This is a genomic window from Klebsiella sp. GB_Kp047, from assembly GCF_040065235.1.
GTDB lineage: Bacteria > Pseudomonadota > Gammaproteobacteria > Enterobacterales > Enterobacteriaceae > Klebsiella > Klebsiella quasipneumoniae.
In genome coordinates this window covers 73,435-97,978 of the sequence record NZ_JBEAJG010000041.1, presented here as the reverse complement: position 1 = coordinate 97,978, position 24,544 = coordinate 73,435, and the positions used below count along the sequence as shown (strand labels likewise).

Genomic DNA, 24,544 nt, shown 5'->3' with positions numbered 1-24,544 from the left:
GTGAAGGCTTACTTCATCCCTTCGCGACTCTCTTTCATCGCTTCAAGGCGTTCGACATCGCGATACCAGCGCGGGTGGTGTTTCTTCGCCCAGCGGCGGCTGACTTTGCCTTCAATCATCCCCTTAATCGACCCCTTCACCCAGAACGCCATATACATATGGATAAGGATGGCGTGGATCAGAATAATGGCCGAAGTGGCGTGTATCAGCAGGCTATAGCGAATCACCGGAATCGGGAAATATTGGGCAAACCAGGGCCTCCAGATTATCACCCCGGTCACCAGCAGCACGAAAATCATGCTCATAATGGTCCAGAACATCATCTTCTGCCCGGCGTTATATTTACCGACCCGCGCCACCTTATGCTCGTTGCCTTTCAGCACCTCCACAATGCCTTTCAGCCACGGAATATCCTGTTTATCCGGGATGTTGTGGTGGACAAAACGCACTAACATAAACATCAGGGCGATAAAAATCAGCACGCCAAAGAAGGGGTGCAGAATACGCCCCATCTGCGGGGTACCGAAGGTTTCCGTCAGCCACTGCAGCGTCGGGAAGAAAAACGATATTCCCGACAGCGCCACGAGGAAGAAAGCGATTACCACCGTCCAGTGACAGGCGCGATCGATAAAGGTCGTGCGCACTATCATCTTCGATTTACTCATCATGCTTCTCCTCATCGTCGTCAACTTCCTTGTTCGGCCCGATACCGATGTAGTGATAGATAAGCCCGGCAAAGGTGGCGATAAAGCCCGCCGCCGACAGCGGCTTCAGCGCCCCCTTCCACAGATTGATACTGGTATCGATCTGCGGTTCCTTCGGCAGCTTGTGATACAGCTCGGGCTGGTCGGCATGATGCAATACGTACATCACGTGGGTGCCGCCGACGCCCTGCGGGTTGTAAATCCCGGCCCTGGCATAACCGCGTTTTTTCAGCTTAGCCACCCGCTCCTCGGCCACCTCAAGCATCTCTTTTTTCGTGCCGAAGTGGATCGCGCCGGTAGGACAGGTTTTCACGCACGCCGGTTCCTGACCGACGCTGACCCGGTCCACGCACAGGGTGCATTTATAGACCCGGTTATCCTCTTTATTGAGACGCGGTACGTTAAAGGGACAGCCAGCAATGCAGTAGCCGCAGCCGATGCAGTTTTCCTGCTGGAAATCGACGATGCCGTTGGCGTACTGAATAATCGCCCCGGCGGATGGGCAGGCCTTCAGACACCCCGGCTCTGCGCAGTGCATACAACCATCCTTGCGGATAAGCCACTCCAGCTTGCCGTTCTGTTCGGTCTCGCTAAAGCGCATTACCGTCCAGGATTTGGCGCTAAGATCCGCCGGGTTATCGTACACCCCGACGCAGTGCCCCACGTCATCGCGGATGTCATTCCATTCGGAGCAGGCCACCTGGCAGGCTTTACAGCCCACGCAGGAGGAGACATCGATAAGCTTGGCGACTTCCGCTTTATGGTCCCGCGCGCGCGGCGCGGGGGTGATCGGGTTGGTCGCGGAGCGTTTAATAATGTCTTGTGTTTCCATCGCCATTGAATCGCTCCTTACGCTTTCTCGATGTTGACCAGAAACGCCTTATACTCCGGCGTTTGCGAGTTGGAATCGCCAACGTTCGGCGTCAGGGTGTTAGCGATATAGCCTTTGCGAGCCACGCCTTCAAAACCCCAGTGCAGCGGGATCCCGACGGTCTCCACCTGCTGGCCGTTGACGTTGAGCGTTTGCAGGCGGCGCGTCACCACCGCTACCGCGCGAATAAAGCCGCGCTGGCTGCTGACTTTCACCCGGTCGCCGTTGGCAATCCCTTTCGCTTTTGCCAGCCCTTCGCTAATTTCGACAAACTGTTCCGGCTGCGCGATGGAATTGAGCAGCGCATGCTTGGTCCAGGTATGGAAATGCTCGGTCAGACGATAGGTGGTCCCGACATACGGGAACTTATCCTTCTTACCTAAGCGGATGGCGTCCTCTTTATACAAACGCACCACCGGGCTGGAGATCACCTTCGGGTGCAGCGGGTTAGTGCCAAGCGGGGTTTCCATCGGCTCGTAGTGTTCCGGGAACGGCCCTTCCGCCAGCTTATCCAGCGCGAACAGGCGACCCAGCCCCTCCTGCTGCATGATAAATGGCCCGGTGTTGCTCCCCGGCGGCGCGGTATTGAAGTCCGGAATATCATTCCCGACCCACTTGCTGCCGTTCCACTGGATCAACATCCGCTTCGCATCCCACGGCTTGCCGTTGATGTCGGCTGACGCGCGGTTATAGAGCACCCGGCGATTAAGCGGCCATGCCCAGGCCCAGCCCAGCGTATTACCCAGACCCGAAGGGTCGGCATTATCGCGATTCGCCATCTGGTTACCCTGCTCCGTCCAGCTGCCACTGTAGATCCAGCAAGACGACGCGGTGCTGCCGTCATCGCGCAGCAGCGCGAAGCTGTTCAGCAGCTGGCCCTTTTTCGCCACCAGGGTGCCGTTGGCGTCATAAAGATCCGCCAGCGCGTAGCCGTTGTTCTCTTTCGCGACTTCTTCCGATTCCGGATGGTCCGGCTGCTTATAGCGCCAGCTCATCTTCAGCAGCGGCTCAGCGCCTTTCCCGCCTTCGGTGCGGTACAGTTCGCGCAGGCGATGGTAAATCCCGGCCAGGATCTCGCCGTCGTTACGTGCTTCACCTGGGGCATCCTGACCTTTCCAGTGCCACTGCAGCCAGCGGCCAGAGTTAGCGATCGAACCGTCCTCTTCGGCAAAGCAGGTCGATGGCAGGCGGAAGACTTCCGTCTGAATCGTCGAGGGGTCGACGTCATTAGACTCGCCGTGGTTCTGCCAGAAAGTGGAAGTTTCGGTGACCAGCGGATCGATAACCACCATATACTTCAGCTTGCTCAGGCTGCGAACCACTTTGTTTTTGTCCGGGAAGGACGCGACCGGGTTAAAGCCCTGGCAGATATAGCCAGTGACTTTGCCGTTATCCATCATGTTGAAGTATTTGATAACGTCGTAAGCCTGGTCCCACTTCGGTAACCACTCAAAGCCCCAGTCGTTCTCTTTTTGCGCCGCCTCGCCGTAGAAGGATTTCATCAGGCTGACAAAGAATTTCGGGTAATTGCTCCAGTAGTTCACCTGGTCCGGCAGGGTCGCTTTTGGCGTGTTGGCCGCCAGGTACGTCTGCAGATCCGGCTGCTTTTCAGAAGGCAGGGTCAGGTAGCCTGGCAGGCTGGTAGACAGCAGGCCAAGGTCAGTCAGCCCCTGAATATTAGAGTGACCGCGCAGGGCATTCACGCCACCGCCGGCCATGCCCATATTGCCGAGCAGCAATTGGATCATCGCCATGGTGCGAATGTTCTGCGCGCCGACGGTGTGCTGCGTCCAGCCCAGGGCATACAGGAAGGTGGTGGTGCGATCGGCGGCGCTGGTTGAGGCCAGCACGTCGCACACCTTGAGGAAGTCCACTTTCGGCGTACCGCAGATATTTTCGACCACCTCTGGCGTGTAACGGGAAACGTGCTGCTTCAGCAGGTTCCACACGCAGCGCGGATGGCTTAGCGTCTCATCGCGTTTGGCGTAGCCGTTTTCATCGAACTGGTAGTTCCAGGACGATTTATCATACTGGCGTTTGTCCGCATCATAACCGCTGAACAGCCCCTCTTCGAAGGCAAAATCATCCCGCACCAGCAGGCTGGCGTTGGTGTAGTGCTTCACGTACTCGGCATTGATTTTGTTATGTTCGATCAGGTACAGCAGCACCCCCGACAGGAAGGTAATGTCGGTACCGGAGCGAATCGGCGCATAGATATCGGCCACCGACGCAGTGCGCGTAAAGCGCGGGTCGACGACGATAAGCGTGGCGTCGTTGTTGTTTTTCGCCTCCATCGCCCAGCGGAATCCCACCGGGTGGGCTTCCGCGGCGTTACCGCCCATCACCACCACGACGTTCGCGTTTTTGATATCCACCCAGTGGTTGGTCATCGCACCGCGACCAAATGTTGGAGCAAGACTTGCTACCGTTGGTCCGTGTCAGACGCGCGCCTGGTTGTCTACCGCCAGCATGCCGAGCGATCGCACAAATTTTTGCGTCAGCATGCCGGTCTCATTACTCGCCGCCGAGGCGCACAGCATGCCGGTGGAAAGCCAGCGGTTAACCGTTACGCCCTGCTCGTTCTTTTCCATAAAGTTAGCGTCGCGGTCGGCTTTCATCAGCCGGGCAATGCGGCTGAAGGCTTCATCCCAGGAGAGTCGCTGCCATTTATCGGATCCCGGGGCGCGGTACTCCGGGTAGCGCAGGCGGTTATCACTGTGGACATAGTCCAGCAGGCCGGCGCCTTTCGGGCATAACGCGCCGCGGCTCACCGGATGGTCCGGATCTCCTTCGATATGGTAAATCGCTTCTTTAGCGTTTTTCGCGCCGTCGCCGAGGCTATACATTAATAGCCCGCAGCCAACGGAGCAGTAAGTGCAGGTGTTGCGGATCTCTTTCGCACGCAGCAATTTGTAGTTGCGTGCCTGAGCCAGCGCCATTTTGGGGGCAAAGCCCAGGGCGGCAGCTGTGGTTCCGGCCATACCGCCTGCGCAGATCTTAAAGAACTTTCTGCGGCTGACGTCCATTGCATTCCTCCATGCAGGATGTTGATTCATCGCGCGGAGGAAACTAACAGTAAAATCCCGGGAAAATTTGCGTCAAATCAAGGAGCAAAACCCACTCCCCCTTAATCGCCAGCCGCGGCCGTTTTCACTAATCCCCAGGGGTTACCCATGGCGGAAAATTTCACCCCGCGGCGGTCAAAAGATGATATATATGCCGGCTGCATTCGCGTAACCCTCAGGATAAGCATGGAGAAAAAGAGAGCCACGACCATCGGCTTCGCCGCCATTATTTTATGGAGCACGATGGTCGGATTGATTCGCGGCGTCAGCGAAGGACTGGGACCGGTCGGCGGCGCGGCGATGATTTACAGCCTCAGCGGCCTGCTGCTGATTTTTACCGTCGGTTTCCCTAACCTGCGCCAGATCCCGCGCCGCTATCTGCTGGCCGGCAGCGTGCTGTTTGTCAGCTATGAAATCTGCCTCGCGCTGTCCCTGGGCTATGCCGCCAGCCGTCAGCAGGCCATTGAGGTGGGGATGGTCAATTATCTGTGGCCCAGCCTGACCATCCTGTTCGCCATCCTGTTTAATGGTCAGAAAAGCAGCTGGCTGGTGATCCCCGGTTTGCTTCTCGCCCTGCTTGGCGTCGGCTGGGTGTTGGGGGGTGAGCACGGCCTGCAGCTGGAGGAGATTATCAGCAACGTCATCTCCAGTCCGCTCAGCTATCTGCTGGCCTTTGTCGGCGCCTTTATCTGGGCGGCCTACTGCACGGTGACGGCCAAATATGCCGGCGGCAAAAATGCCATTACCCTGTTCGTCCTGTTAACCGCGCTGACGCTATGGCTGAAGTTTCTCGCCACGCCGCAGCCGCCGATGGTCTTCAGCTGGCCGGTCAGCATCAAGCTGCTGACGGTAGCGGTGGCGCTCGGTCTGGCCTACGCCGCGTGGAACGTGGGGATCCTCCACGGCAACGTCAGCCTGCTGGCGGCGGCCTCCTACTTCACCCCGGTGCTCTCCTCCGCGCTGGCGGCGATCCTGCTTAGCGCCGCGCTATCATGGTCGTTCTGGCAGGGGGCCGGGATGGTGTGTCTCGGCTCCCTGCTCTGCTGGTATGCAACCCGCCGTTAGCCGAGATCGCCGCCCGCCACCGGGAGGGTGACGCCGGTGATATAGCTGGCCTCATCGCTGGCGAGAAACAGAATCGCGTTTGCCTGTTCCGCCAGCGTGCCGTAGCGGTGCATCAGACTGCTGGCCACCGTCTGATCGACCACCTGCTGATACCACGCCTTCTCCTGCTCACTGGGCTGCTCGTCGTTACGCGGCGTCAGGCGCGGCGGCGCCTCCGTCCCGCCCGGTGCGACGGCATTGATGCGGATGCCGCTGCCGCTGTACTCCATGGCAATCGACCGGGTCAGCGCATTCACACCTCCCTTCGCCGCCGAATAAGGCACCCGGTTGACCCCCGCCGTCGCCACCGACGAGATATTGACGATGCAGCCTTTGCCCTGCTTCAGCATCCACGGCAGCGCCGCGCGGCAGCCCCACAGGGTGGGAAACAGCGAGCGGCGGATCTCTCTCTCAATCTGCTCCGGTTGGTATTCGGCAAACGGCCGCGCCCAGATGGTCCCCCCGACGTTATTGATTAACACATCGATGCGGCCAAAATGCGCCACCCCGTCGGCAAACGCCTGCTCGGCGCTCGGCCACTGTTCCAGGTCCGCCTCCAGCGCCAGCACCTGACTGCCGGACTGAGCCAGCGTCGCCGCCAGCTCATGCACCCAGGGCGAACGATCGATGAGCAGCAGAGCCGCGCCTTCCGCAGCCGCCTGCTCCGCGGTTTGTCGGCCAATGCCCTGAGCCGCGCCGGTGATGGCGACCACTTTATCGCTAAAACGCATACTGCCTCCTTATGCCGCCGCGCTCTGGCTGGCGATAAATTTCTCGTACCAGAAGCCCGCCGGGGTGATCCCTCGCTCGCGCAGCGCCGTGGCGACCGCGTTGACCATCGGCGGCGGGCCGCAAAGGTAGATATCGACCTCGCCATTATTCAGCATGGCGTCGTTAAGATGGTCGGTGACGAAGCCGCGCTGTGGGCAAGGACTGTTTTCATCCGCCACCACCGGCAGCCAGCGAAAGTGGGTTAACTGCTGACGGAATGCCTCCAGCGCCTCGGTCTTCACCAGGTCCGCGTCGCGCGTGACGCCATACAGCAGGGTCACCGGGCGCGCGGCGTTCTGCGCCTGCAAGGTCTCGAGCATGGAGAGCAGCGGCGCCAGCCCGGTACCGCCGGCCAGCATCAGCAGCGGACGTTCGCCGTGGCGCAGATAGAAGCTGCCCATCGGGCCGCTGAGGGTAAGACGATCCCCGGGCCGCGCCTGCAGGGTTAACCACTGGCTCATCATGCCGCCGGGCACGTTACGGATCAGGAAACGCCCTTCTGCCGAGCCTGGCCGGGAGCTGAAGGAATAGGCGCGAACGTGCGGCGTGCCTGGCACCTGAATGTTGACGTACTGCCCCGCCAGGAAGTCCAGCGGCTCATCGAGGGCGACCACCAGCTCGATGGCGGTATCGGACAGACAATTCACCTGTCGCACCTGCGCCCCGGCGTTCGTCAGGGCGGTTTTACACTGCGCGGCGGCCACCGGCACATCGACAACGCAGTCGCTGGTGGGCACCATCTGGCAGGTCAGCACCTGGCGGGCCTGCGCTTCCTCATCGCTTAACGCCTCGTCGAGATACTCCTCGCCGAGATCGTATTCCCCGCTGGCGCAGTGGCATTTGCAGGTGCCGCACACGCCGTCCGAGCAGTCCATCGGCAGATTCACCTTCTGCCGATAGGCAGCATCCAGGACTTTCTCTCCGGCATGGCATTGAATAAAGCGGGTGATACCGTCCTCAAAATTAAGAGCAATAGTGAAGGTCATAGGCGCCTCTTAAATGTGGTAAACGTCAATCACCTGACGGATATAGTCGTTATTCAGGCGCACGGTTTTGCGCACGATCTGCGGCCGGCCGTCCTGCTCGGTCAGCGTGCAGCAGGTGGCGCCGAAAAAGGCATCGGTGTGCTGATAGCGGTGGCTCCAGGTCACCCAGCTGTAACGCACCTCCAGCCCCTCGTCGCTCTCCCCCAGCAGTTCGACGTTGCTGATGATATGGGTGGTCCGCGGCTCCGGCGTGCTGGCCCCGGAGCGCTCGGTTTTAATGCGGTAAACGCGATCCTCCAGCCCTTCCCGGTTGGGATAGTAGATAAGCGAAATCTCTTTTTGCGGGTCGCGCGTCAGCTGATCGTCGTCGCCCCACGCCGGCATCCAGTAGATCACCTGCGGGCTGTAGCAGCTGAGCCATTCATCCCACTGACGGTCATCCAGCAGACGGGCTTCGTAATAGAGAAACTGGCGTACCTGTTCGAGGTTCAGCATCAGGCCACCTCCACGCGCTGGGTGATCGACTGGTCATAGCGCTGCTGCTCTTGTTCAATCGCCGTGAGCATCAGCGTCTGCCAGTGATGGTGATGGGCGATGTACAGCGCTTCGTCCTCCGATCTCACGCCGCTTAAGCGCGGATTAAATCCGGCGTGCTGCGCATGCTCATCCGGGCCGTCGACCCAGCGCAGCGCGCCGCGGCTGAGATCGCTCCACGCCAGATTTTCACCGAGATAGCCGCGCTGACAGGCGCTGAACTCCTCGAGGTCGTCCGGCGTGCCCATCCCGCTAACGTTAAAGAAATCTTCATACTGGCGGATACGCAGGGCCCGCGCCTGGTCGGACTCCCCCTTCGGGGCAAAGCACCAGATAGTGACTTCGGTTTTGTCGACCGCAATCGGGCGGATAACGCGGATCTGGGTAGAAAACTGATCCATCAGGTAGACGTTGGGATACAGGCACAGGTTGCGGGTTTCGTTGACCATCTGGTCGGCGCGCCGTTCGCCGAATTCCGCCTGCAGACGCTCGCGATGGGCATACACCGGGCGCACCTCCGGATTCAGCGCCCGGGTCCACAGCAGCATATGGCCGTTATCAAATCCGTAGCCGCCGCCGAGGCTTTTTGACCAGCCGTTGGCGTCCACCGCATGGGTGCCTTGCGCTTCATAGTTGCGTCGCGACATGGTGGAGGCGTAGTTCCAGTGCACCACGCTGACATGGTAGCCATCAGCGCCGTTCTCCGCGCCCAGCTTCCAGTTGCCTTCGTAAACGTAGCTCGACGAACCCTTGAGCACTTCCAGCCCCTCCGGCGCCTGGTCGACGATCAGATCGATGATTTTACAAGTTTCCCCGAGATAGGCTTCCAGCGGCTGCACGTCGGCATTGAGGCTGCCGAATAAAAAACCGCGATAGGACTGAAAACGCGGCAGCTTTTGCAGGTCGTGAGATCCTTCCTGTTTGAAGGTGTCAGGATAAGCGCCGGTGCTTTCATCTTTAGCTTTTAATAATTTGCCGTTATTGCTGAAGGTCCAGCCGTGAAACGGACAGGTAAAAGAGTTTTTATTCCCGGTTTTCCTTCGACATAACATGGCGCCGCGATGAGCGCAGCTGTTAATTAACGCATGCAGCTCATGCTTTTTATCGCGGGTAATAATCACCGGCTGACGCCCCAGCGTCAGGGTATAATAATCACCCGGTTCGGCAATTTGGCTTTCATGGGCGAGAAATACCCAGTTACCTTCGAAGATATGCTTCATTTCAAATTCAAACAGCTGCGGGTCGGTAAATATCGACCGATGGCAGCGGTAAATATGATTTTCACGATCGACAATTAAGGCGTTGTTAATTTTGTCTTTAAGCGCTGATAGCGTTTTTTGCATGAGTCAGTCCCTCCTGCAGTATTCAGGATGAAATAAACCGGGTGAATTGTTAGCTTTCAGGTGCAATGTCTGGCCCGGGCAACCGCGTGCCCGGGGCCGTTACAGCAGATTACGCTTTGGCGCGCAGGCGGGCGCCGCGCTGCTCTTCGTCGGCGCTGAGCGCTTTACACAGGGTGAAATCAAAACAGACCTCAGTGTGCTCTCCCTCAAGGTCGCGCTGCGCGATAGTCTCGCGGTCCGTCACTTTAATCGGGTCGGCAATCAGACCGTCGCGGGTGGCGAAGGCAAAATCATCCCACAGGTATTTATCGCCGCTGAGGTTGATCTGGCTGGTGAGATGTTTATGCCCCGGCGCGGAGACGAAGAAGTGAATATGCGCCGGACGGTTGCCGTGGCGGCCTAACTGATCCAGCAATTTCTGCGTTGGTCCATCCGGCGGACAGCCGTAGCCGGAAGGCAGGATGCTGCGCACGCTATAGCGGCCATCGGCGCCGGTACGGATCCGACGGCGCAGGTTGTATTCGCTCTGGCTCGGGTCGAAGAAGGAGTAATTGCCGAGGGTATTGGCGTGCCAGATATCGACGATGGCGTTGGCCACCGGCCGGCCCTCCGTATCTTTGACCTGGCCATGCAGCCACATCACTTCCCCTGGGTCGGCGCCATCATCCATCCGGGCGTGACCTTCGGCCAGCGGCGCATTGGCCACATACAGCGGCCCTTCGATGGTGCGCGGGGTGCCGGTTTCCCGGCGCGCCGCTGCGTCAATGGCATCCTGACGCAGGTCGAGGAAATGCTCCAGACCCAGCCCTGCCGCCAGCAGCGCCGCCTCCTGACGACCACCCAGCGCATGCAGATAGTTCACCGCATGCCAGAACTCTTCTTCGGTGATGTTATAGTCGTCGATCAGCGTACAGATATTCTCCAGCAGACGGTGAATAATGGCTTTAAAACGTTCGTTTCCGCCAGGGACATGTAAACCCGCCCCTTCACGTAATAATTTCTGCACGGCTTCTTGTTGTACGAAAGCATTACTCATTATTATTCTCTCTTATCGTTGTAGGGTATTTACCGGGTCACCCCGGCATGAGGTCAGGTGTTATTATTAGCTATCATCGTCACGAACAGACGAGGGATGGCGGCACAGCGCCTCGACGCGAATATCCATAAAAGGATACAGCGGCAATCCCATTAATATTTGATGTAACTCTTCGGTATCTTTGACATCGAAAATACTGACATTGGCGTAAAGACCGGCGACGCGCCAGATATGTCGCCATTTGCCTTCCCGCTGTAATTGTTGCGAATAGGCTTTTTCGCGTTGTTTTATTTCCTCCGCTTCGGCGACGGGAAAGCCGAGCGGTATATTCACGGTCATATCCACTTTAAATAGCATCTGTTTCTCCTGTTTCCCGCTACGCCTGGCGGGTGTAAAAACGCAGTTTGTCTTCATCCAGCTCGACGCCAAGACCCGGGATTTGCGGGAGCACCACCTCGCCGTCGGCAAAGGAGAGCGGTACGCTGACGATATCGTCTTTCAGCAACAGCGGGCCGAACATTTCGGTGCCCCACTGCAGCGGCAGCGTCGACCAGGCGTGTAGCGAGGCGACAGTCCCGACGGTCCCCTCCAGCATGGTGCCGCCATACAGGCCAATACCCGCCGCCTGGGCGACGCGGGCCAGCGCCAGTACGCTGTTCGGTCCGCCGGCCTTGGCGATTTTCAGCGCGTAAGCGCCAGTAAAGCCCTGCTGCGCCAGTTGATAGCCATCGTAAGCGGTGGCCACCGCTTCGTCGGCGAGGATCGCGGTTTCAATATGCTGGCTTAACCGCACCAGCGCCGCGTTGTCGTGGGCGCTGACCGGCTGTTCGATGAGGTCGACGCCCATCGCCGCCAACTCGCGGCAGCCTTTCGCGCCGGTTGCGGCGTCCCAGGCCTGATTGACGTCGACGCGGATGCTGGCGCGATCCCCTAGCGCCTCCACAATGGCGCGAGTATGGCGCAGGTCGGTCGCTAATTCGCGTGCGCCAATTTTCAGCTTAAAAGCCTGATGGCGCCGCTCGGCTAACAGTTTTTCCCCTTCGGCAATATCTTTCGCGGTATCGCCGCTGGCTAACGTCCACAGCACCGGCAACGCCGTTTGCAGCGCGCCGCCGAGCAGCGCCGACACCGGCAGCCCCAGCGCTTTGCCCTGGGCATCCAGCAGCGCGGTTTCAATGGCGGACCTGGCAAAAGTGTTGCCTTTAATGGCGCTGTTCATGCGGGCGGTCAGCGCATTCAGGTTATCAGCCGGTTGCCCCAGCAGCAGCGGCGTCAGGTAATGCGTTATCGCCGACGAGATAGTCTCCGGGCTCTCGACGCCATAGCTCAAGCCGCCGATGGTGGTGGCCTCGCCAATGCCGCAGATGCCGTCGGAGCGGGTAAGGCGCACGATCACCAGCGTCTGACATCCCATGGTGGTCATCGACAATTTATGTGGCCGGATGGTTGGGACATCCACAATCCAGCTCTCAATACGTTCTACGGTGGCAGTCATTTTCGCTTCCTGATGAGATGTATAACTTTTTGTACCCACATCCATAACGGGGAGGGCTATGCCATTGACAATAGGGTTCGGCCTGGCGGATGGTCAACGGCGATAATCGAAATGTTGTGCGATTATCGACGCGTTTGTTAAAAGACGGTTATTAATGTGATCGTGGTGGTAAAACCGGCACAATTCAGCGCGCCCCATTTTGCGCAATGTATAGTGATCTGCCGTGAGCTTTACGCTGCAACGGAGAAGGATGCGATGAGCGACAATATCCCCAATACGCTGAGCGCCAGGCAGGCCGAGCACGATCCCAACTTTATGCTGTCTCTGGCCCGCGGTCTGGAGGTGCTTAACGCCTTCACCCCACAGCGTCAGCGGCTGACCATTTCCCAGTTAAGCCAGAAAACGCAAATTTCCCGCGCGGCGGTACGCCGCTGCCTGTATACCCTCGCCGCGCTGGGCATGGTCCATAGCCCGGATGGCCGCCATTATGAGCTGCTCCCCCGGGTGCTGGCGGTGGGCCATGCCTATCTCGCCGGCACCCCGCTGGCGAAAGTGGCGCAGACGGCGCTGGACAGCCTCGGCAAAGCCCTCGGCGAATCCTGTTCGGCGGCGACACTCGACGGGGATAACGTGCTCTATATTGCCCGCGCGGCGGTGAATAATTTATTGAGCGTCGATATCGGACGCGGCAGTCGCCTGCCGGCGTGGGCGACGTCGATGGGTCGGGTATTGCTCAGCGCGCTGCCGGAAGAGCAGCTGGAGGTGACACTGTCACGTGCCGTGCTCATTCGCTACACCCCACACACCCTGTGCGATATGGCCGGGCTACGCGCGGAGATTGATCGGGTGCGCATGCAGGGCTATGCCCTCGCCGACCGGCAGATAGAGGTGGGCCTGTGCTCGCTGGCGGTGCCGGTGCTGTCGCGTCATGGCCAGGTGGTGGCCGCGCTGAATGTCGGGGTGCCGGCCGCGACGGTCAGCGCCGCGGCGTTAAAAGAGAAAGCCCTCGCCCCGCTACGCCGCGCGGCGATGGACCTGTCGCTACAGCTATAGCGCCGTCTGCGGCTTCGTCACCGTGGCGAGGCTGCGCCAGATCCCGGCGGCCAGCAGCAGAAGCATGACCCCCGCTGTCGCCAGCACCAGACTGTGCGCCTGGGTAAAGGCCGCCTTCGCCGCCGCCATCAGCGCCTCCGCCACCCCGGCGGGTAGCGCCTGGGTCAGGCTGACCGCCTCGCCGATCGATGACGACGCCCGCTGCGCCATGGTCTCATTCAGCCCGGACGGTAGCACAATGGTGGCGCTGTAGCTGCGGGTCAGGATCAGGCCGAACAGGGCAATGCCGAGGCCAGCGCCCAGCTCATAGGCCATGGTTTCGATCGCCCCGGCCGCCGCCGCTTTCTCCTTCGGCGCCGCCGCCATAATGGCGGAGCTGGAGGCCAGCAGCGCGCTGGCGACGCTAAAGCCCAGCAGCGTCATCAGCCCCCAGGCCAACCATTGCTGAGTGCTGAAATCGGTCAGCGCCAGGCCCAGAAAGCTGAAGGCGCTGAGCAACATCCCGCCGGTCGCCACCTCGCGCAGCCCGAGCTTCGACACCAGCATCCCGGCAATCGGCCCGCTAAAGCCGCTGGCCACCATCACCGGCAGCATAAACATCCCCGCCTCGAACGGCGTTTTCTGATGCACAAACTGCAGCTCCTGAGCCATCAACAGCTCAAAACCCACCAGGGTAATCAGGGCGGTCATCGCCATCATCACCCCGCTTAAAATAATGCGATGAGTGAACAGTCGCATATCCACCATCGGCCGGGCCGCCGACAGCTGTTTGCGGATAAACCAGGTGAGCATCGCCGCCCCGCCGATCGCCACCAGCGCGGTGAGCCACAGCGCCAGCTGGCCCTTCAGGGCCGATTTGGCGCTAAACACCAGCATCAGGATCGCCGCAATCAAAATGAGCGCCTGCAGCAGGTTCAGCGGCTGGTCGCGGCGCGCGGGCTGGCGCGGCACCACTTTCGCGTTAATGGCGATAACCACCAGCACAATCGGCACGTTGATCAGGAACACCGATCCCCAGTAGAAATGCTCCAATAATATGCCGCCCACCAGCGGGCCAAAGGCCGCGCCGCCGGAGCCCACCGCCGCCCACAGCCCCAGCGCCATATTGCGCTGGCTGGCCTCGGCAAAGGTGCTGCGGATGCCGGCCAGCGTCGCCGGGACGATCATCGCCGCCCCCACCGCCAGCAGGGCACGGGAGGCAATCAGCGTCAGAGCCGTCGGCGACAGTGCGGCGCACAGCGAGGCGACGCCAAAAATAGCGCTGCCGAGCAGCAGCAGACGTTTAAAGCCGATTTTATCGCCAAGGGCGCCCATCGGCAGCACCATCCCGGCCATCACCAATGAATAGATATCAATGATCCACAGCAGCTCATTGCCGCTGCTGCCCAGCGCGACGCTGAGGGTCGGCGCGGCCACATGCAACACCGTGGCGTCAATCGCCACCGGAATATAAACCAGCAAAATCGCCATCAGCGTCATCCATTGCCGTGACATAGCTTGTACCTCAATGTTAGAACTTGGACACACGTCCAGGATGGCGATCCTGCCGGATTGTTGAACGCATGTCCAACTTTTTGTTACACTCGGCCAAAGCCAGATATCAGCGGGGTTCTATGCACTATTTACAGCGGGATGAGCGACGGGAAGGGATTATGCAGGCCGCCATGCGCCTGGCGCTGCGCGGCGGCTTCAGCGCCATGACCGTGCGGCAGATCGCCCGCGAAGCGCAGGTGGCCGCCGGGCAACTGCACCACCACTTCGCCTCCATCGGCGAGCTGAAGTCCCAGGTGTTCATCCGTCTTATCCGCGAGATGCTCGACATGCCGCTGGTGGCCGAGGACGCCAGCTGGCGCGAGCGGTTATTCTCGATGATCGGCAGCGAGGATGGCCGGCTGGAACCCTATATCCGCCTGTGGCGGGAAGGCCAGGTACTGGCCGACAGCGACCCGGACATCAAAGCGGCCTACCTGCTAACCATGACCATGTGGCATGCCGAGACCGTGGCGATCGTTGAGCAGGGCCTCGCCTGCGGTGAGTTTCATTCGACCGAGCCGCCGGCGGATATCGCCTGGCGTTTTATCGCCCTGGTGTGCGGCCTCGACGGGATTTACGCCCTCGGCACCCAGACCCTGGACGAGACGGCGTTTAGCCGTTATTTGAATAAGATGATTACTCTGGAATTGTTTTAGCTGACTTTGACATTACGACGATAACGATCCTCTATGGCGCGGCGTAGTTCCATCGCAGGCATTGGCTGCTGGCGGAAGCCATTTAACGCGTTGTGCCGTTAGTTTACCGGATCGCGGCTACGTCTTACCCGGCTTACATAAACGCTTCTATCTCCCTTCGATATCTTTCCCCTGGCCCGGTCAGCGCAGCGCCGCCGGGCATGAGGAAATTTACTTCCCGGCTTCCGGATGCGTATCGAAAGCCGCCATCACCGCCGCCAGCGCCGCTTCGCTGAAGCCATGTTTAGGATCGTCCACGCCCAGGCCGAAGCGGGTTTGCAGCCCTTCGTACAGCGCGGAGACATCGGCAAAATCGACCTTCTCCACCACGTGGTTATTCTCCCAGTGGGTAAAGTGGAAATTGGTGAGGGTCATTTTGCCGCCGTCAGGCAGATGACGGCACATCAGCAGGTGGTGACGGAAGTGGGACTGCGGCCAGTGCGCCGACCAGAAGTTACCCATCACATAATCAGACGCATACTGGCGGCCTAAATCGAAATGGTACATCGACTGCCAGTGTTCGTGATGGTTGAACTGCAGCGTCCACTCATCCCCTTCATGCACCAGACGATAGCTGCCGTGCGGCGTCTGCTGCGGGATATCGGCCAGCAGCTTAATCGGCGCGGTCAGCGTCTGGCCACCGAAGCCAACGTCGGCTACCCAGCGCTCGCCCGCCACTTCCACCAGCAATAAACGGTGAGTGCGCGGCGGCATCTGCGGCGGATTGGCCAGCACCACCCGGCCAAGCAGGCTGCGAACGTTAAAGCCTATTTCGCGCAGCGCGCGCTCCAGCAGGCCATTTTGTTCAAAACAATACCCCCCGCGGCGGCCGGCGATCAGCTTCTCTTCCAGCGCCAGGTCGTCAAGATGGATCTCGCGCGGCAGCAGGACGTCGAGGTTTTCAAAGGGGATGGCGCTGTTATGCTGCAGATGCAGTTGGCGCAAGGTATCAATGGAAACATCAGGCTCGCCCGTCCAGCCCAGACGGGAAAAATAGGCGCGTAAAAAGGGACTCATCAGGGTCTCCAGCTGTAGGTGTCCGACATTTATAGCCTATTTTTCCGCGCCGACCCTCTTTTTTGTGCGCTTGCTGTTAACCGCGCGTGCTGCGCTGCATCAGCGCCAGCGCCGTCAGCATCAGGACCAGACCGGTCAACAGCGTCAGGCTGGCCATCGCCATGCCCTGACCAACGGATCCTTGTTCAAACTGGCGCCAGATAAACACCGCCACGGTCTGCGTGCCGGCGGGCGACAGCAGCAGCGAAGTCACCAGCTCCCGGGACGCCACCGCAAACACCATCAGCATCGCCGCCAGCAGCGCCGGAAAGACCAGCGGCAGGACAATCAACCGCAGCGCCCGCAGCGGCGACGCGCCGTGCACCCGGGCGGCGGGCTCAAGGTTCGGGCCCAGCTGGCGCAGCGCGCTGCCGACATAGCGCACCGGCCAGGGCAGCAGCAGGCAGCAATAGGAGAGCAGCAGCATCCACAGCGTGTTGTAGGGCGAGCGCGGCCAGAAGGGCTGATTCCACAGCAGGATCAATCCCACCCCCACCACCACGCCGGGCAGCGCCGCCGGCATCAGCGACAGCGCATCCACCACCCCGCGCCCTTTGATCTTCTGCACCATTACCAGCCAGGCGGCCAGCAGCCCCAGCGCGCCGACGATCAGCGCCGAACCTAACGCCAGCGACAGGCTGACGCCGAGGGCCGACAGGGCATCGCCCTGCTGGTCGAACAGCGCCGCGAAGTGACGCAGCGTGACATTCTCCAGGCTGACTCCGCCCGAGAGGGTGCCCATCAGGCTGGTGAGCATCATCGAGGCGGCGGGGACCCCGACCGCCAGGCCGCCGACGGCCGCCATCGCCAGCAGCGCGGGCAGCGTCATCCAGCCCAGCGATGTCCCACGGTTTTCTCCCGGTTTGCCGGTGACGCTGGTGACCTCCTTCTCCCCCACCAGCCGCGTTTGCAGCCACCAGGCGAACAGCGCTACCGCCATCAGCAGCAGCGACAGCAGCGCAGCGCCGGTGAGATCCACCGGCCAGTCGGCCAGCTTTTTCTCAATGCCCACCGTCAGCATCACCACTCCCGCCCGGCTGCCCAGCGCCGCCGGTACGCCAAACTCCTCGATGGCGAGAGTAAACGCCAGCAGCATCCCCGCCGCCAGCGCCGGGGAGAGCATCGGCAGCGTCACGTGCCAGAAGGCGCGCCAGGCGCTGGCGCCATGGACCCGGGCGACCATCGCCAGCCGTTGCCCGCTCGCCAGCAGGCTGCGGGAGACGGCAAAGTAGACCACGGGAAAAATATTAAAGGTCATCACCAGCACGATCCCGCTGCGGCTGAATAGCAGATCGTTTAGCTGCCAGCCGGTCAGCTGCTGCAGATAGCCCTGGCGTTGCAGCGCCAACATCCACGAGAGCGCCGAGATATAGGGCGGCGTCAGAAAGGGGATCAAAAACAGCAGGTCCCATAGCCGGGGCAGCGGCAACGAAAACATACCGCGCAGAATGCCGAGCGGCAGGCCAATGAGGACGCTGGCCAGCGCCACGCCGCCGGCGATCCACAGCGTACCGCCGAGCATCGACATCAGCTGAGGGTCCGCCAGCAGCGGCGAGACGCCGCCAAAGGCGTCATGGAGCGAACCGGCGCTAAAATGGGGAAAAATCGCCTGCAGCAGAATAAACAACAGCGGTAACGCGACCAGCAGCGTCAGGGCAGCAAGGGTCACGCCGGAAAGGAATTTTTGTTTCACAGCGGTTCCTGAAACGAAGCGTTCTCCGGCGGCCAGCGCCGGAGAACCGTGTCAATTATTGGGCATACAGCTGACTGAAGCGGGTCAGGACGGCGCTACGCTCGCTACTCCCCTCGCCGCTGGTGGGCAAGACCTTCAGCGCGTCCAGCAGCGGGCGTTTAGCGGCCACATCGCGGCGAGCGGGCATCAGCCAGGCGTCGGCGACCCGCGCCTGACCTTCCGGCGACAGCACGTAATCGATAAAGGCTTTGGCGTCGTCGGCATGCTGGCTGGTTTTGAGGATCATCATCGGGCGTGGGGCAATCACCGTCCCGCTGGGCGGGAAGATCACCTTCAGCGACTCGCCCTGCTGAATATTGCCGTAGGAGACATAATCCACCGCGCCGAACACCGCCGCTTTCGCCCCCTGCATCACCGGCGTCACCGCCTGGGCGTTGGGGCCGCTGACCACCATGCCGTTCTTTTTCAGATCGTCAAACAGCTGCCAGGCCTGGTCGCCCATGCTGTTTTGCAGGCCAATCAGCAGATCCAGCGACGCGCCGGAGAGCGCCGGGTCAGGCGTCGTCACCTTATCTTTAAACGCCGGCTGGGTGAGATCCCGCCACTCTTTCGGCTCCGGAGTGCCGCTTTTGCTGTTCCAGACGATGCCAAGCGCCGAGACCCCCTGGGCGATATAGTCCGCCGATTTCAGATTAGCCGGTACCTTGTCGGCATTGGCGCTGTGAAAAGGCAGCAACCAACCCCGCTGGTGCAGATCCTCCGCGGTATCCCATGAAGCGGAGATCAGCACATCCGCCTGTGGGTTGGCCTGCTCGGCCTCCAGACGGGCCATCACTTTGCCGGTGGTGGCCTGGAAAACGGTCACCTTCACCCCGGTCTGTTGTTCAAAACCGCTGGCCAGGCTTTTCGCCAGCGAGCCAGGGCCGGCGGTGTAAACGGTCAGCGCATGGGCGCTTGAGAGCATCATGGCGGAGAGAGCCATCGCGAGTACCACTCCTTTCTTAACGGTCATAACGGTGTTCATACAACGTCCCCTGAGGTTGGCGTAACGGCGCGGACAGCGGCCACGCGGCCCGCGGATAAATGGACTATCCGGTCGGCTAACAGCTCGGCTTCACGGCGGTCATGGGTAACATACACGGCGGTGATGCCGAGCTGGCGCAGCAGGCGGCTCATTTCGCCACACAGCGATTCGCGCAGTTCGCTGTCCAGGTTGGAGAGCGGCTCATCAAACAGCAGCACCCGCGGCGCGGCGACGATCGCCCGCGCCAGCGCCACCCGCTGCTGCTGGCCGCCGGAAAGGCCTGAAGGTTTACGTTCGGCAAAGCCGTCGAGGCCCACCCGCGCCAGCGCCTCGCTCACCCGGCGCTCGCGTTCGGCGCGGGCAATGCCGCGCATGCGCAGCGGAAAGGCGACGTTCTGCGCCACGCTCATATGCGGCCAGAGGGCGTAATCCTGGAAAACCATGCCGATATCGCGTTGTTCCGGGGGCAATCCCCAGCCTGCGCGGGCCACCAGTCGATCGCCAAAGCGGATTTCACCGCTGGCCGGCACGCTCAGCCCCGCCAGCAGGCGCAGCAAGGTGCTTTTGCCGCAGCCGGACGGGCCCAGCAGCGCCACAATGCTGCCGGGTTCGATATGCAGCGAGAAGCGATCGAGAATGGGGGTCTCTGCGAAGGCGAATGAGACCGCCTGCAGAGTGATAGGGGTCAGCGCGCGCATTGTCGCCCTCCCTTGCGGGAAAGCAACCCCTGCCCGGCGGTCGACATCCGACGGGGCGCGCTCACCTGGGATAACATCAGGGGAGCCAACATATTGTGATCCTCTTTGGGACTTTGTGCTGGCGACTATAGTCAGACGAGATGACGTATTGATTACATTTTCATTGCGGCTTAACGTATTACCCGCCAACCGACCCATTACTCAAGGAACGCCTATGAGCCGCTTTCGCCACGTGGAACTGCAGTATGCCAGCCGCCTGCTCAACCACGGTCCGACCATTTTGATCACCAGCTACGACGCTGCGTCCGACCGGCGCAACGTCATGGCCGCCGCCTGGTCGATGCCGGTGGAATTCGCCCCACCGCGGGTGGCTATCGTGGTGGATAAAAGCACCTGGACGCGGGAAATCATCGAGCGCAACGGCACCTTCGGCATCGTGGTTCCCGGCGTGGCCGCCGCCAGCTGGACCTACGCCGTCGGCAGCGTCAGCGGCCGCGATGAAGACAAATTCAATGCTTACGGAATTCCGGTGGTGACCGGTCCGGAGCTGGGCCTGCCGTTGATCGAGGAGAAGTGTCTGGCATGGATGGAGTGCCGCCTGCTGCCGGCGACGGCGGCCCAGACCCAGTACGACACCCTGTTCGGGGAGGTGGTGTCTGCCGCCGCCGATGAACGCGCATTCGTCACCGGACGCTGGCAGTTCGACGACGATAAGCTCAATACCCTGCATCATCTTGGCACCGGCAATTTTGTCGCCAGCGGTCGTCATGTGCGGGCAAACTCCCTCGACGAATAAGCGTGACCTGCCGCGGGTGGCAGATTTTTCCCCTGCCCGGCCTGCGGCCCCCCTTTTAACCCGGTGGGTGGCGGCGATCGGCGCTTGGGGTCAGGCCAAACACTTTTTTATACAGGGTGGTAAAGTGGTTGCTGTTGGCGAAGCCGCACAGATAAGCCACTTCGGTAATGGTCATCTCCGTTTCGCGTAATTTGACCCGCGCGGAAACCAGTCGCAGACGTTTCAGATAATTATCCGGCGTTAATCCGGTGGCCTCTTTAATATGGCGAAACGCCGTGCGGGTGGTGAGATGAAATTGCTCTGCCAGCTGCTGCCAGTTATGTTCTTCGAAACAGTGCTCCTGCAGCCAGGTGAGTAATTTATGCAGTTTATAGCGGGTGCTGCTATATTCGGCTTCCGACTCGGCTGTGAGAATGGTGGTCACCAGCTGGAAGAAGAGAGACTCCCGTTGCGGGGTATTATCCGCCGCCCTCAGCGCCGGGGAAAATATCTTTTCCACCAGTTCCCGACAATAGCTGCGGGTCTCCGGTGCCAGCCAGCCATAGCAGGCGGCGCGCTGCGCCGATAATTGCTGCAGCAATCCCTCCATCTGCTGTAAATAGCGAAAGGCCACCGCCGGATTAATTAAGACATTAATCAACTTCAGCGTCCCCAGCTCATCATAATAGTGGACATCGCCAGCCTGGACATAAAATACATCGCCCTGCTGGATATACAGCGGGCGGCCATTAATAACGTGTAATCCATGCCCCTCCTCGACGATCACCAGCTCGGCAAACTCGTGGCCATGTTCCTGGCTATTATCTTCCGGGTCGCTGGCGTACATGCCGAGCTTATCCTGGGGGTGGGTAAAATAATACTCAACGGTCAGTGTCATCATTACAGCAAATCCTGAACAGCCTGGTGCGCAGGGGCACGATAATCTATTCCGGCCCTCGGCACGCGCCCGATGTGCGGATTTGTGATCGCCAGCGCCCCCACCTCATTATTCCTGCCATTTTCACTGACGGTTTGGCATTGCCAGAGTGGTGGTGCCGCCGGACGACGGCCTATGCTGCGCCTAACCTAATGGAGAGGACGCAGTATGTCACAGGCAATTCAATACAATTCCAGTGTGGCGATGACCCGCCATCCGCATTTATTAGAACGTGCGGCCGCCCTAACGCCCGCGCTACATCGTCAGCGCCAGGCGCCGCAGGCCATCGTCGAGGCCGTCGCCGATCCGGCGGCGCTGAACGGCTGGCGGGGACACACCGTCTGCACGCCTGAGCAGTTTTATCAGCAGCCGCTTCGCGTCGGCGACAGCATCATCATTGACTTTGGCAGCCATTTTGTTGGCTACCTGCAGTTCAGCTGCCGCAGCGTCGGCAGCCCGCCGGATGCCCCGGCCCATCTGCACTTCACCTTCGGCGAAACGCTGAGCGAAGTCTGCGAGCCGTTCAGCGAGTACCAGGGGTGGCTGAGCAGTAGCTGGTTGCAGCAACAGGATCTGTGGCTCGACGTCCTGCCCGCCCGGGTTGACCTGCCGCGTCGCTACTGCCTGCGCTACCTGAAGGTGGAAATCAAAGCGCTGTCGCGCAAATTTCGTCTGCAGTTCGATGAGATAGCCCTGGAAACCGTTACCTCAGCCGGCAGCCCGCAGCCGGCGGTCATCGCCGATTCGGAGCTGAAAGCCATTGATGACGTCGCGGTTCGCACCCTGCAAAACTGCATGCAGGAGGTGTTTGAGGATGGGCCGAAACGCGACCGTCGGCTGTGGCTCGGCGACCTGCGCCTGCAGGCGCTGGTCAATGACGTGACCTTCGGCCACCACGATCTGGTCCGCCGCTGCCTGTACCTGTTTGCCGGCCATACCCGGGAAGATGGCATGGTCTCCGCCAATGTCTTTGTTCAGCCTGACGTGCGCGCCGATGACACATTTCTCTTTGATTATTCATTATTTTTTGTCGACGTACTCTATCACTACCTGCAAAGCACTGGCGACATGGAAACCGCCCGTGAACTGTGGCCCACGGCGCGACGGCAAATCGAGCTGGCGCTGACCCGCTGCGATACCCGCGGCCTGGTACGTGACAGCGATGACTGGTGGGTATTTATCGACTGGCAGGCGGAACTGAATAAACAGTCGTCGGCGCAGGGGGTGCTTATCTACTGCCTGCAGCGTGCCCTCTGGCTGGCGCAGCGTGTTGAACCGCAGCGGGTAGCCGACTACACCGCTACGCTCGCGCAGCTGAAAGAGGCCGCCCTCCGCCACCTGTGGGACAGCGAGCGGCAGGTGTTTATCAGCGGCGCCGCGCGCCAGGTCTCATGGGCATCGCAGATCTGGCTGGTACTGGCGGAGGTTGGCACCGCCGGGCAGCGGCAAGCGCTGATGCGCCGCCTGCAGCAACATCCGCCCGCCATTGCCATGAATACCCCGTACTTGCGCCATCATCACATTGTCGCCCTGCTGCAATGCGGCCTGCGCGAGGAGGCGGTAGCGGAGATCAAGGCCTACTGGGGAGCAATGGTCGACTACGGCGCCGATACCTTCTGGGAAATCTTCGACCCGGCGCATCCTGATTTTTCCCCTTATGGCAGCAAGCTGATAAACAGTTATTGCCATGCGTGGAGCTGCACCCCGGCCTGGTTTATTCGCCAGTACGGACTTTAACAACAACGATAAGCGAGTTTACTTTTATGGCAGAAACAACCTTTACCCTTTGGCGGCAACGCCTTGGCTATGGCATCGCCGACCTCTCCTGCAACCTTGTGTGGCAGATGATCTCTCTGTATCTGATGTTTTTTTACACCGACGTGATGGGCCTCCCGGCCTATTATGTCGGGCTGATGTTCCTGGTCACCCGGCTGGTGGACGGCGTGGCCGACGTGCTGATGGGGCTGGTGATCGACAATACCGCCACTCGCTGGGGGCGCTGCCGTCCGTATCTGCTGATTGGCGCGATCCCCTTTGGACTGCTGTGTATTCTGGCCTTCTACGTGCCCGATTTCGGCACCACCGGTAAGCTGATCTACGCTTTTGTCACCTATTTGTGCCTGTCGTTTCTCTATACCCTCGTTAATATTCCATTCTGCGCCATGCTGCCGTTTCTGACGAACGACTCGCGAGAGCGCACGACGCTGTCGGCAGTGCGTATTCTGCTCGGCTCGCTCGGGGCGACCATTGTCGCGGTCGCCACTCTGCCGCTGGTTGGCGCGCTGGGGAAAGGCAATCAGGAGCACGGCTTCTTCTATACGGCGGTAGTTTTCGGCGTTATTGCCACCTTTTTTCTGCTGGTGAGCTTCCGGAACGTTAAGGAAAATATCAGCATTACTCAGGAGCGCATGACCTTAAAACGCGCCTGGGTCAGCCTGCGCGCCAATCGACCGTGGTTCGTCTTCGCCATCAACATTTTCCTGATGTGGGGCGCGTTTTTCTTTCAAACCGGGGCGCTGGTCTACTTCTTCCATTATTACGTCGGCAATAACGAACTCACGGCGGTCGTCGCCGGAATCTCCACCTTCGTTCCCCTGCTGGGCACCCTCACCGTGCCGCTGCTCGCCAGCCGAATGAAAAAGCGCCACGTGTATCTGGTCGCCAGCGCGATCAACCTGGTCGGCATGGGTATGATGATGGCGGCAGGCGTTAATAGCTGGGGTCTGGTTGCCGGAGCGGTCGTGTTATCGCTTGGCGCCGGACAGCGCACGGCAATTTACTTTTCCATGCAGGCCGATCCGGTGGATTACGGGGTATGGAAAACCGGCATCAATACCGCCGGCATTTTAACCTCCATCAACGGCTTTCTTGGCAAGGTGGCTATGGCGGGCGCAGGAGCCATTACCGGGGTACTGCTCTCATCCGCCGGTTATATCGCTAACCAGACGCAAAGCGACGGCGCGATGCTGGCGATAAAAGCCTGCTACCTCTATATCCCCGCGCTGCTGATTGTGGCCTCAATGTTGTGGATGGGTCGCTTCTACCGCCTCGACGACCAGTACGAGCAGATCCGCGCTGACCTTGACGCTGGACGCCGTGCGCCGTCGAACGCATCGTCTGTTGGTGGAGAAAACCACGCCCTGTAAGGCGCAGCACACCCTTCATACCTCT

At 60.3% G+C, this 24,544-nt stretch carries 22 protein-coding genes; 6 read left to right on the top strand and 16 right to left on the bottom strand.

The annotated features are described in order from the left end of the window. Positions 1–8 precede the first annotated feature (8 nt). From fdnI to fdnG, 3 genes are read right to left on the bottom strand one after another with little or no spacing between them, the layout of a single operon-like run. Entirely contained in the window at positions 9–665 is a 657-nt protein-coding gene (gene fdnI / locus ABLV76_RS20995; protein ID WP_017900521.1) for a formate dehydrogenase-N subunit gamma, read from the bottom strand. Beyond that, positions 658–1,542 carry a formate dehydrogenase subunit beta gene (fdxH, locus tag ABLV76_RS20990; protein ID WP_043519640.1) on the bottom strand — a complete coding sequence of 295 codons (885 nt, stop codon included), beginning with the start codon at positions 1,540–1,542 and terminating at the stop codon, positions 658–660. Before fdxH ends, fdnI begins: the two co-directional genes overlap by 8 nt. Positions 1,543–1,553: 11 nt before the next feature. Beyond that, entirely contained in the window at positions 1,554–4,601 is a 3,048-nt protein-coding gene (fdnG, locus tag ABLV76_RS20985; RefSeq protein WP_194417710.1) for a formate dehydrogenase-N subunit alpha, read from the bottom strand. A gap of 225 nt (positions 4,602–4,826) precedes the next feature. Here fdnG and yddG point away from each other — a divergent pair, with 225 nt between their 5' ends. After that, positions 4,827–5,705, top strand: a complete 879-nt coding sequence (gene yddG, locus ABLV76_RS20980) for an aromatic amino acid DMT transporter YddG (RefSeq protein WP_004202687.1) — start codon at positions 4,827–4,829, stop codon at positions 5,703–5,705. Here yddG and benD read toward each other — a convergent pair. The 7 genes from benD to ABLV76_RS20945 all read right to left on the bottom strand — a co-directional run bounded on the left by benD (position 5,702) and on the right by ABLV76_RS20945 (position 11,954). Further along, a complete protein-coding gene (gene benD / locus ABLV76_RS20975; RefSeq protein ID WP_064183347.1) occupies positions 5,702–6,475 on the bottom strand; it encodes a benzoate diol dehydrogenase BenD in 774 nt (257 codons plus the stop codon). The genes yddG and benD overlap by 4 nt on opposite strands. Before the next feature lie 9 nt (positions 6,476–6,484). Beyond that, positions 6,485–7,501 carry a benzoate 1,2-dioxygenase electron transfer component BenC gene (benC, locus tag ABLV76_RS20970; protein ID WP_135683664.1) on the bottom strand — a complete coding sequence of 339 codons (1,017 nt, stop codon included), beginning with the start codon at positions 7,499–7,501 and terminating at the stop codon, positions 6,485–6,487. Between the two features lie 9 nt (positions 7,502–7,510). Then, a complete protein-coding gene (gene benB, locus ABLV76_RS20965; protein WP_023318372.1) occupies positions 7,511–7,996 on the bottom strand; it encodes a benzoate 1,2-dioxygenase small subunit in 486 nt (161 codons plus the stop codon). After that, positions 7,996–9,378: a Rieske 2Fe-2S domain-containing protein gene (locus ABLV76_RS20960; RefSeq protein ID WP_135683662.1), complete on the bottom strand. Its 1,383-nt coding sequence runs from the start codon at positions 9,376–9,378 to the stop codon at positions 7,996–7,998. Before ABLV76_RS20960 ends, benB begins: the two co-directional genes overlap by 1 nt. A gap of 109 nt (positions 9,379–9,487) precedes the next feature. Continuing rightward, the gene (catA, locus tag ABLV76_RS20955; RefSeq protein WP_004202696.1) at positions 9,488–10,414 is read right to left on the bottom strand and encodes a catechol 1,2-dioxygenase; all 927 of its coding nucleotides are present in this window, start codon (positions 10,412–10,414) and stop codon (positions 9,488–9,490) included. A 66-nt stretch (positions 10,415–10,480) separates the two neighbouring features. Further along, positions 10,481–10,771, bottom strand: a complete 291-nt coding sequence (gene catC / locus ABLV76_RS20950) for a muconolactone Delta-isomerase (RefSeq protein ID WP_004202698.1) — start codon at positions 10,769–10,771, stop codon at positions 10,481–10,483. A gap of 19 nt (positions 10,772–10,790) precedes the next feature. Next, positions 10,791–11,954 (bottom strand): muconate cycloisomerase family protein, encoded by a 1,164-nt coding sequence (locus ABLV76_RS20945; RefSeq protein WP_072140466.1) that lies wholly within the window; start codon positions 11,952–11,954, stop codon positions 10,791–10,793. Between the two features lie 117 nt (positions 11,955–12,071). On the opposite strand from ABLV76_RS20945, the gene ABLV76_RS20940 reads away from it, so the two are divergent. Beyond that, on the top strand, positions 12,072–12,962 hold the full coding sequence (locus tag ABLV76_RS20940; protein WP_074423806.1) for an IclR family transcriptional regulator C-terminal domain-containing protein: 891 nt from the start codon (positions 12,072–12,074) through the stop codon (positions 12,960–12,962). On the opposite strand, the gene kmrA is transcribed toward ABLV76_RS20940, so the two are convergent. Next, positions 12,957–14,456, bottom strand: a complete 1,500-nt coding sequence (gene kmrA / locus ABLV76_RS20935; protein ID WP_017900512.1) for an efflux MFS transporter KmrA — start codon at positions 14,454–14,456, stop codon at positions 12,957–12,959. The genes ABLV76_RS20940 and kmrA overlap by 6 nt on opposite strands. Before the next feature lie 119 nt (positions 14,457–14,575). Here kmrA and ABLV76_RS20930 point away from each other — a divergent pair, with 119 nt between their 5' ends. Next, positions 14,576–15,151, top strand: a complete 576-nt coding sequence (locus tag ABLV76_RS20930; protein ID WP_025999264.1) for a TetR family transcriptional regulator — start codon at positions 14,576–14,578, stop codon at positions 15,149–15,151. A gap of 210 nt (positions 15,152–15,361) precedes the next feature. Here ABLV76_RS20930 and nhoA read toward each other — a convergent pair whose 3' ends face one another. The 4 genes from nhoA to ABLV76_RS20910 form a co-directional block, all read right to left on the bottom strand. Further along, on the bottom strand, positions 15,362–16,207 hold the full coding sequence (gene nhoA / locus ABLV76_RS20925) for an N-hydroxyarylamine O-acetyltransferase (RefSeq protein WP_017900510.1): 846 nt from the start codon (positions 16,205–16,207) through the stop codon (positions 15,362–15,364). A 76-nt stretch (positions 16,208–16,283) separates the two neighbouring features. Beyond that, positions 16,284–17,939: an iron ABC transporter permease gene (locus ABLV76_RS20920; protein ID WP_127113513.1), complete on the bottom strand. Its 1,656-nt coding sequence runs from the start codon at positions 17,937–17,939 to the stop codon at positions 16,284–16,286. A 55-nt stretch (positions 17,940–17,994) separates the two neighbouring features. Beyond that, positions 17,995–18,963 carry an ABC transporter substrate-binding protein gene (locus ABLV76_RS20915; protein ID WP_004202716.1) on the bottom strand — a complete coding sequence of 323 codons (969 nt, stop codon included), beginning with the start codon at positions 18,961–18,963 and terminating at the stop codon, positions 17,995–17,997. Further along, the gene (locus tag ABLV76_RS20910) at positions 18,960–19,661 is read right to left on the bottom strand and encodes an ABC transporter ATP-binding protein (protein WP_004202717.1); all 702 of its coding nucleotides are present in this window, start codon (positions 19,659–19,661) and stop codon (positions 18,960–18,962) included. The genes ABLV76_RS20915 and ABLV76_RS20910 overlap by 4 nt, the downstream gene beginning before the upstream one ends. Positions 19,662–19,875: 214 nt before the next feature. Between ABLV76_RS20910 and ABLV76_RS20905 the strand changes: the two genes are divergently transcribed. Beyond that, on the top strand, positions 19,876–20,457 hold the full coding sequence (locus tag ABLV76_RS20905) for a flavin reductase family protein (RefSeq protein ID WP_032456131.1): 582 nt from the start codon (positions 19,876–19,878) through the stop codon (positions 20,455–20,457). A 55-nt stretch (positions 20,458–20,512) separates the two neighbouring features. On the opposite strand, the gene ABLV76_RS20900 is transcribed toward ABLV76_RS20905, so the two are convergent. Continuing rightward, complete coding sequence (locus tag ABLV76_RS20900; RefSeq protein WP_348878450.1) at positions 20,513–21,337, bottom strand: helix-turn-helix domain-containing protein; 825 nt, start codon at positions 21,335–21,337, stop codon at positions 20,513–20,515. Positions 21,338–21,541: 204 nt separating this feature from the next. Here ABLV76_RS20900 and ABLV76_RS20895 point away from each other — a divergent pair, with 204 nt between their 5' ends. Beyond that, complete coding sequence (locus ABLV76_RS20895) at positions 21,542–23,110, top strand: sugar hydrolase (RefSeq protein WP_348878449.1); 1,569 nt, start codon at positions 21,542–21,544, stop codon at positions 23,108–23,110. 26 nt (positions 23,111–23,136) lie between these two features. Further along, the gene (locus ABLV76_RS20890; protein ID WP_043519650.1) at positions 23,137–24,519 is read left to right on the top strand and encodes a glycoside-pentoside-hexuronide (GPH):cation symporter; all 1,383 of its coding nucleotides are present in this window, start codon (positions 23,137–23,139) and stop codon (positions 24,517–24,519) included. Positions 24,520–24,544: the final 25 nt, after the last annotated feature.

What these genes read in the sequence shown, in the direction of transcription:
- fdnI (WP_017900521.1), bottom strand. Translation starts at nt 665, where the DNA reads ATGAGTAAATCGAAGATGATAGTGCGCACGACCTTTATCGATCGCGCC.
- fdxH (WP_043519640.1), bottom strand. Translation starts at nt 1,542, where the DNA reads ATGGCGATGGAAACACAAGACATTATTAAACGCTCCGCGACCAACCCG.
- yddG (WP_004202687.1), top strand. Translation starts at nt 4,827, where the DNA reads ATGGAGAAAAAGAGAGCCACGACCATCGGCTTCGCCGCCATTATTTTA.
- benD (WP_064183347.1), bottom strand. Translation starts at nt 6,475, where the DNA reads ATGCGTTTTAGCGATAAAGTGGTCGCCATCACCGGCGCGGCTCAGGGC.
- benC (WP_135683664.1), bottom strand. Translation starts at nt 7,501, where the DNA reads ATGACCTTCACTATTGCTCTTAATTTTGAGGACGGTATCACCCGCTTT.
- benB (WP_023318372.1), bottom strand. Translation starts at nt 7,996, where the DNA reads ATGCTGAACCTCGAACAGGTACGCCAGTTTCTCTATTACGAAGCCCGT.
- ABLV76_RS20960 (WP_135683662.1), bottom strand. Translation starts at nt 9,378, where the DNA reads ATGCAAAAAACGCTATCAGCGCTTAAAGACAAAATTAACAACGCCTTA.
- catA (WP_004202696.1), bottom strand. Translation starts at nt 10,414, where the DNA reads ATGAGTAATGCTTTCGTACAACAAGAAGCCGTGCAGAAATTATTACGT.
- catC (WP_004202698.1), bottom strand. Translation starts at nt 10,771, where the DNA reads ATGCTATTTAAAGTGGATATGACCGTGAATATACCGCTCGGCTTTCCC.
- ABLV76_RS20945 (WP_072140466.1), bottom strand. Translation starts at nt 11,954, where the DNA reads ATGGATGTGGGTACAAAAAGTTATACATCTCATCAGGAAGCGAAAATG.
- kmrA (WP_017900512.1), bottom strand. Translation starts at nt 14,456, where the DNA reads ATGTCACGGCAATGGATGACGCTGATGGCGATTTTGCTGGTTTATATT.
- ABLV76_RS20930 (WP_025999264.1), top strand. Translation starts at nt 14,576, where the DNA reads ATGCACTATTTACAGCGGGATGAGCGACGGGAAGGGATTATGCAGGCC.
- nhoA (WP_017900510.1), bottom strand. Translation starts at nt 16,207, where the DNA reads ATGAGTCCCTTTTTACGCGCCTATTTTTCCCGTCTGGGCTGGACGGGC.
- ABLV76_RS20915 (WP_004202716.1), bottom strand. Translation starts at nt 18,963, where the DNA reads ATGAACACCGTTATGACCGTTAAGAAAGGAGTGGTACTCGCGATGGCT.
- ABLV76_RS20910 (WP_004202717.1), bottom strand. Translation starts at nt 19,661, where the DNA reads ATGCGCGCGCTGACCCCTATCACTCTGCAGGCGGTCTCATTCGCCTTC.
- ABLV76_RS20905 (WP_032456131.1), top strand. Translation starts at nt 19,876, where the DNA reads ATGAGCCGCTTTCGCCACGTGGAACTGCAGTATGCCAGCCGCCTGCTC.
- ABLV76_RS20900 (WP_348878450.1), bottom strand. Translation starts at nt 21,337, where the DNA reads ATGATGACACTGACCGTTGAGTATTATTTTACCCACCCCCAGGATAAG.
- ABLV76_RS20895 (WP_348878449.1), top strand. Translation starts at nt 21,542, where the DNA reads ATGTCACAGGCAATTCAATACAATTCCAGTGTGGCGATGACCCGCCAT.
- ABLV76_RS20890 (WP_043519650.1), top strand. Translation starts at nt 23,137, where the DNA reads ATGGCAGAAACAACCTTTACCCTTTGGCGGCAACGCCTTGGCTATGGC.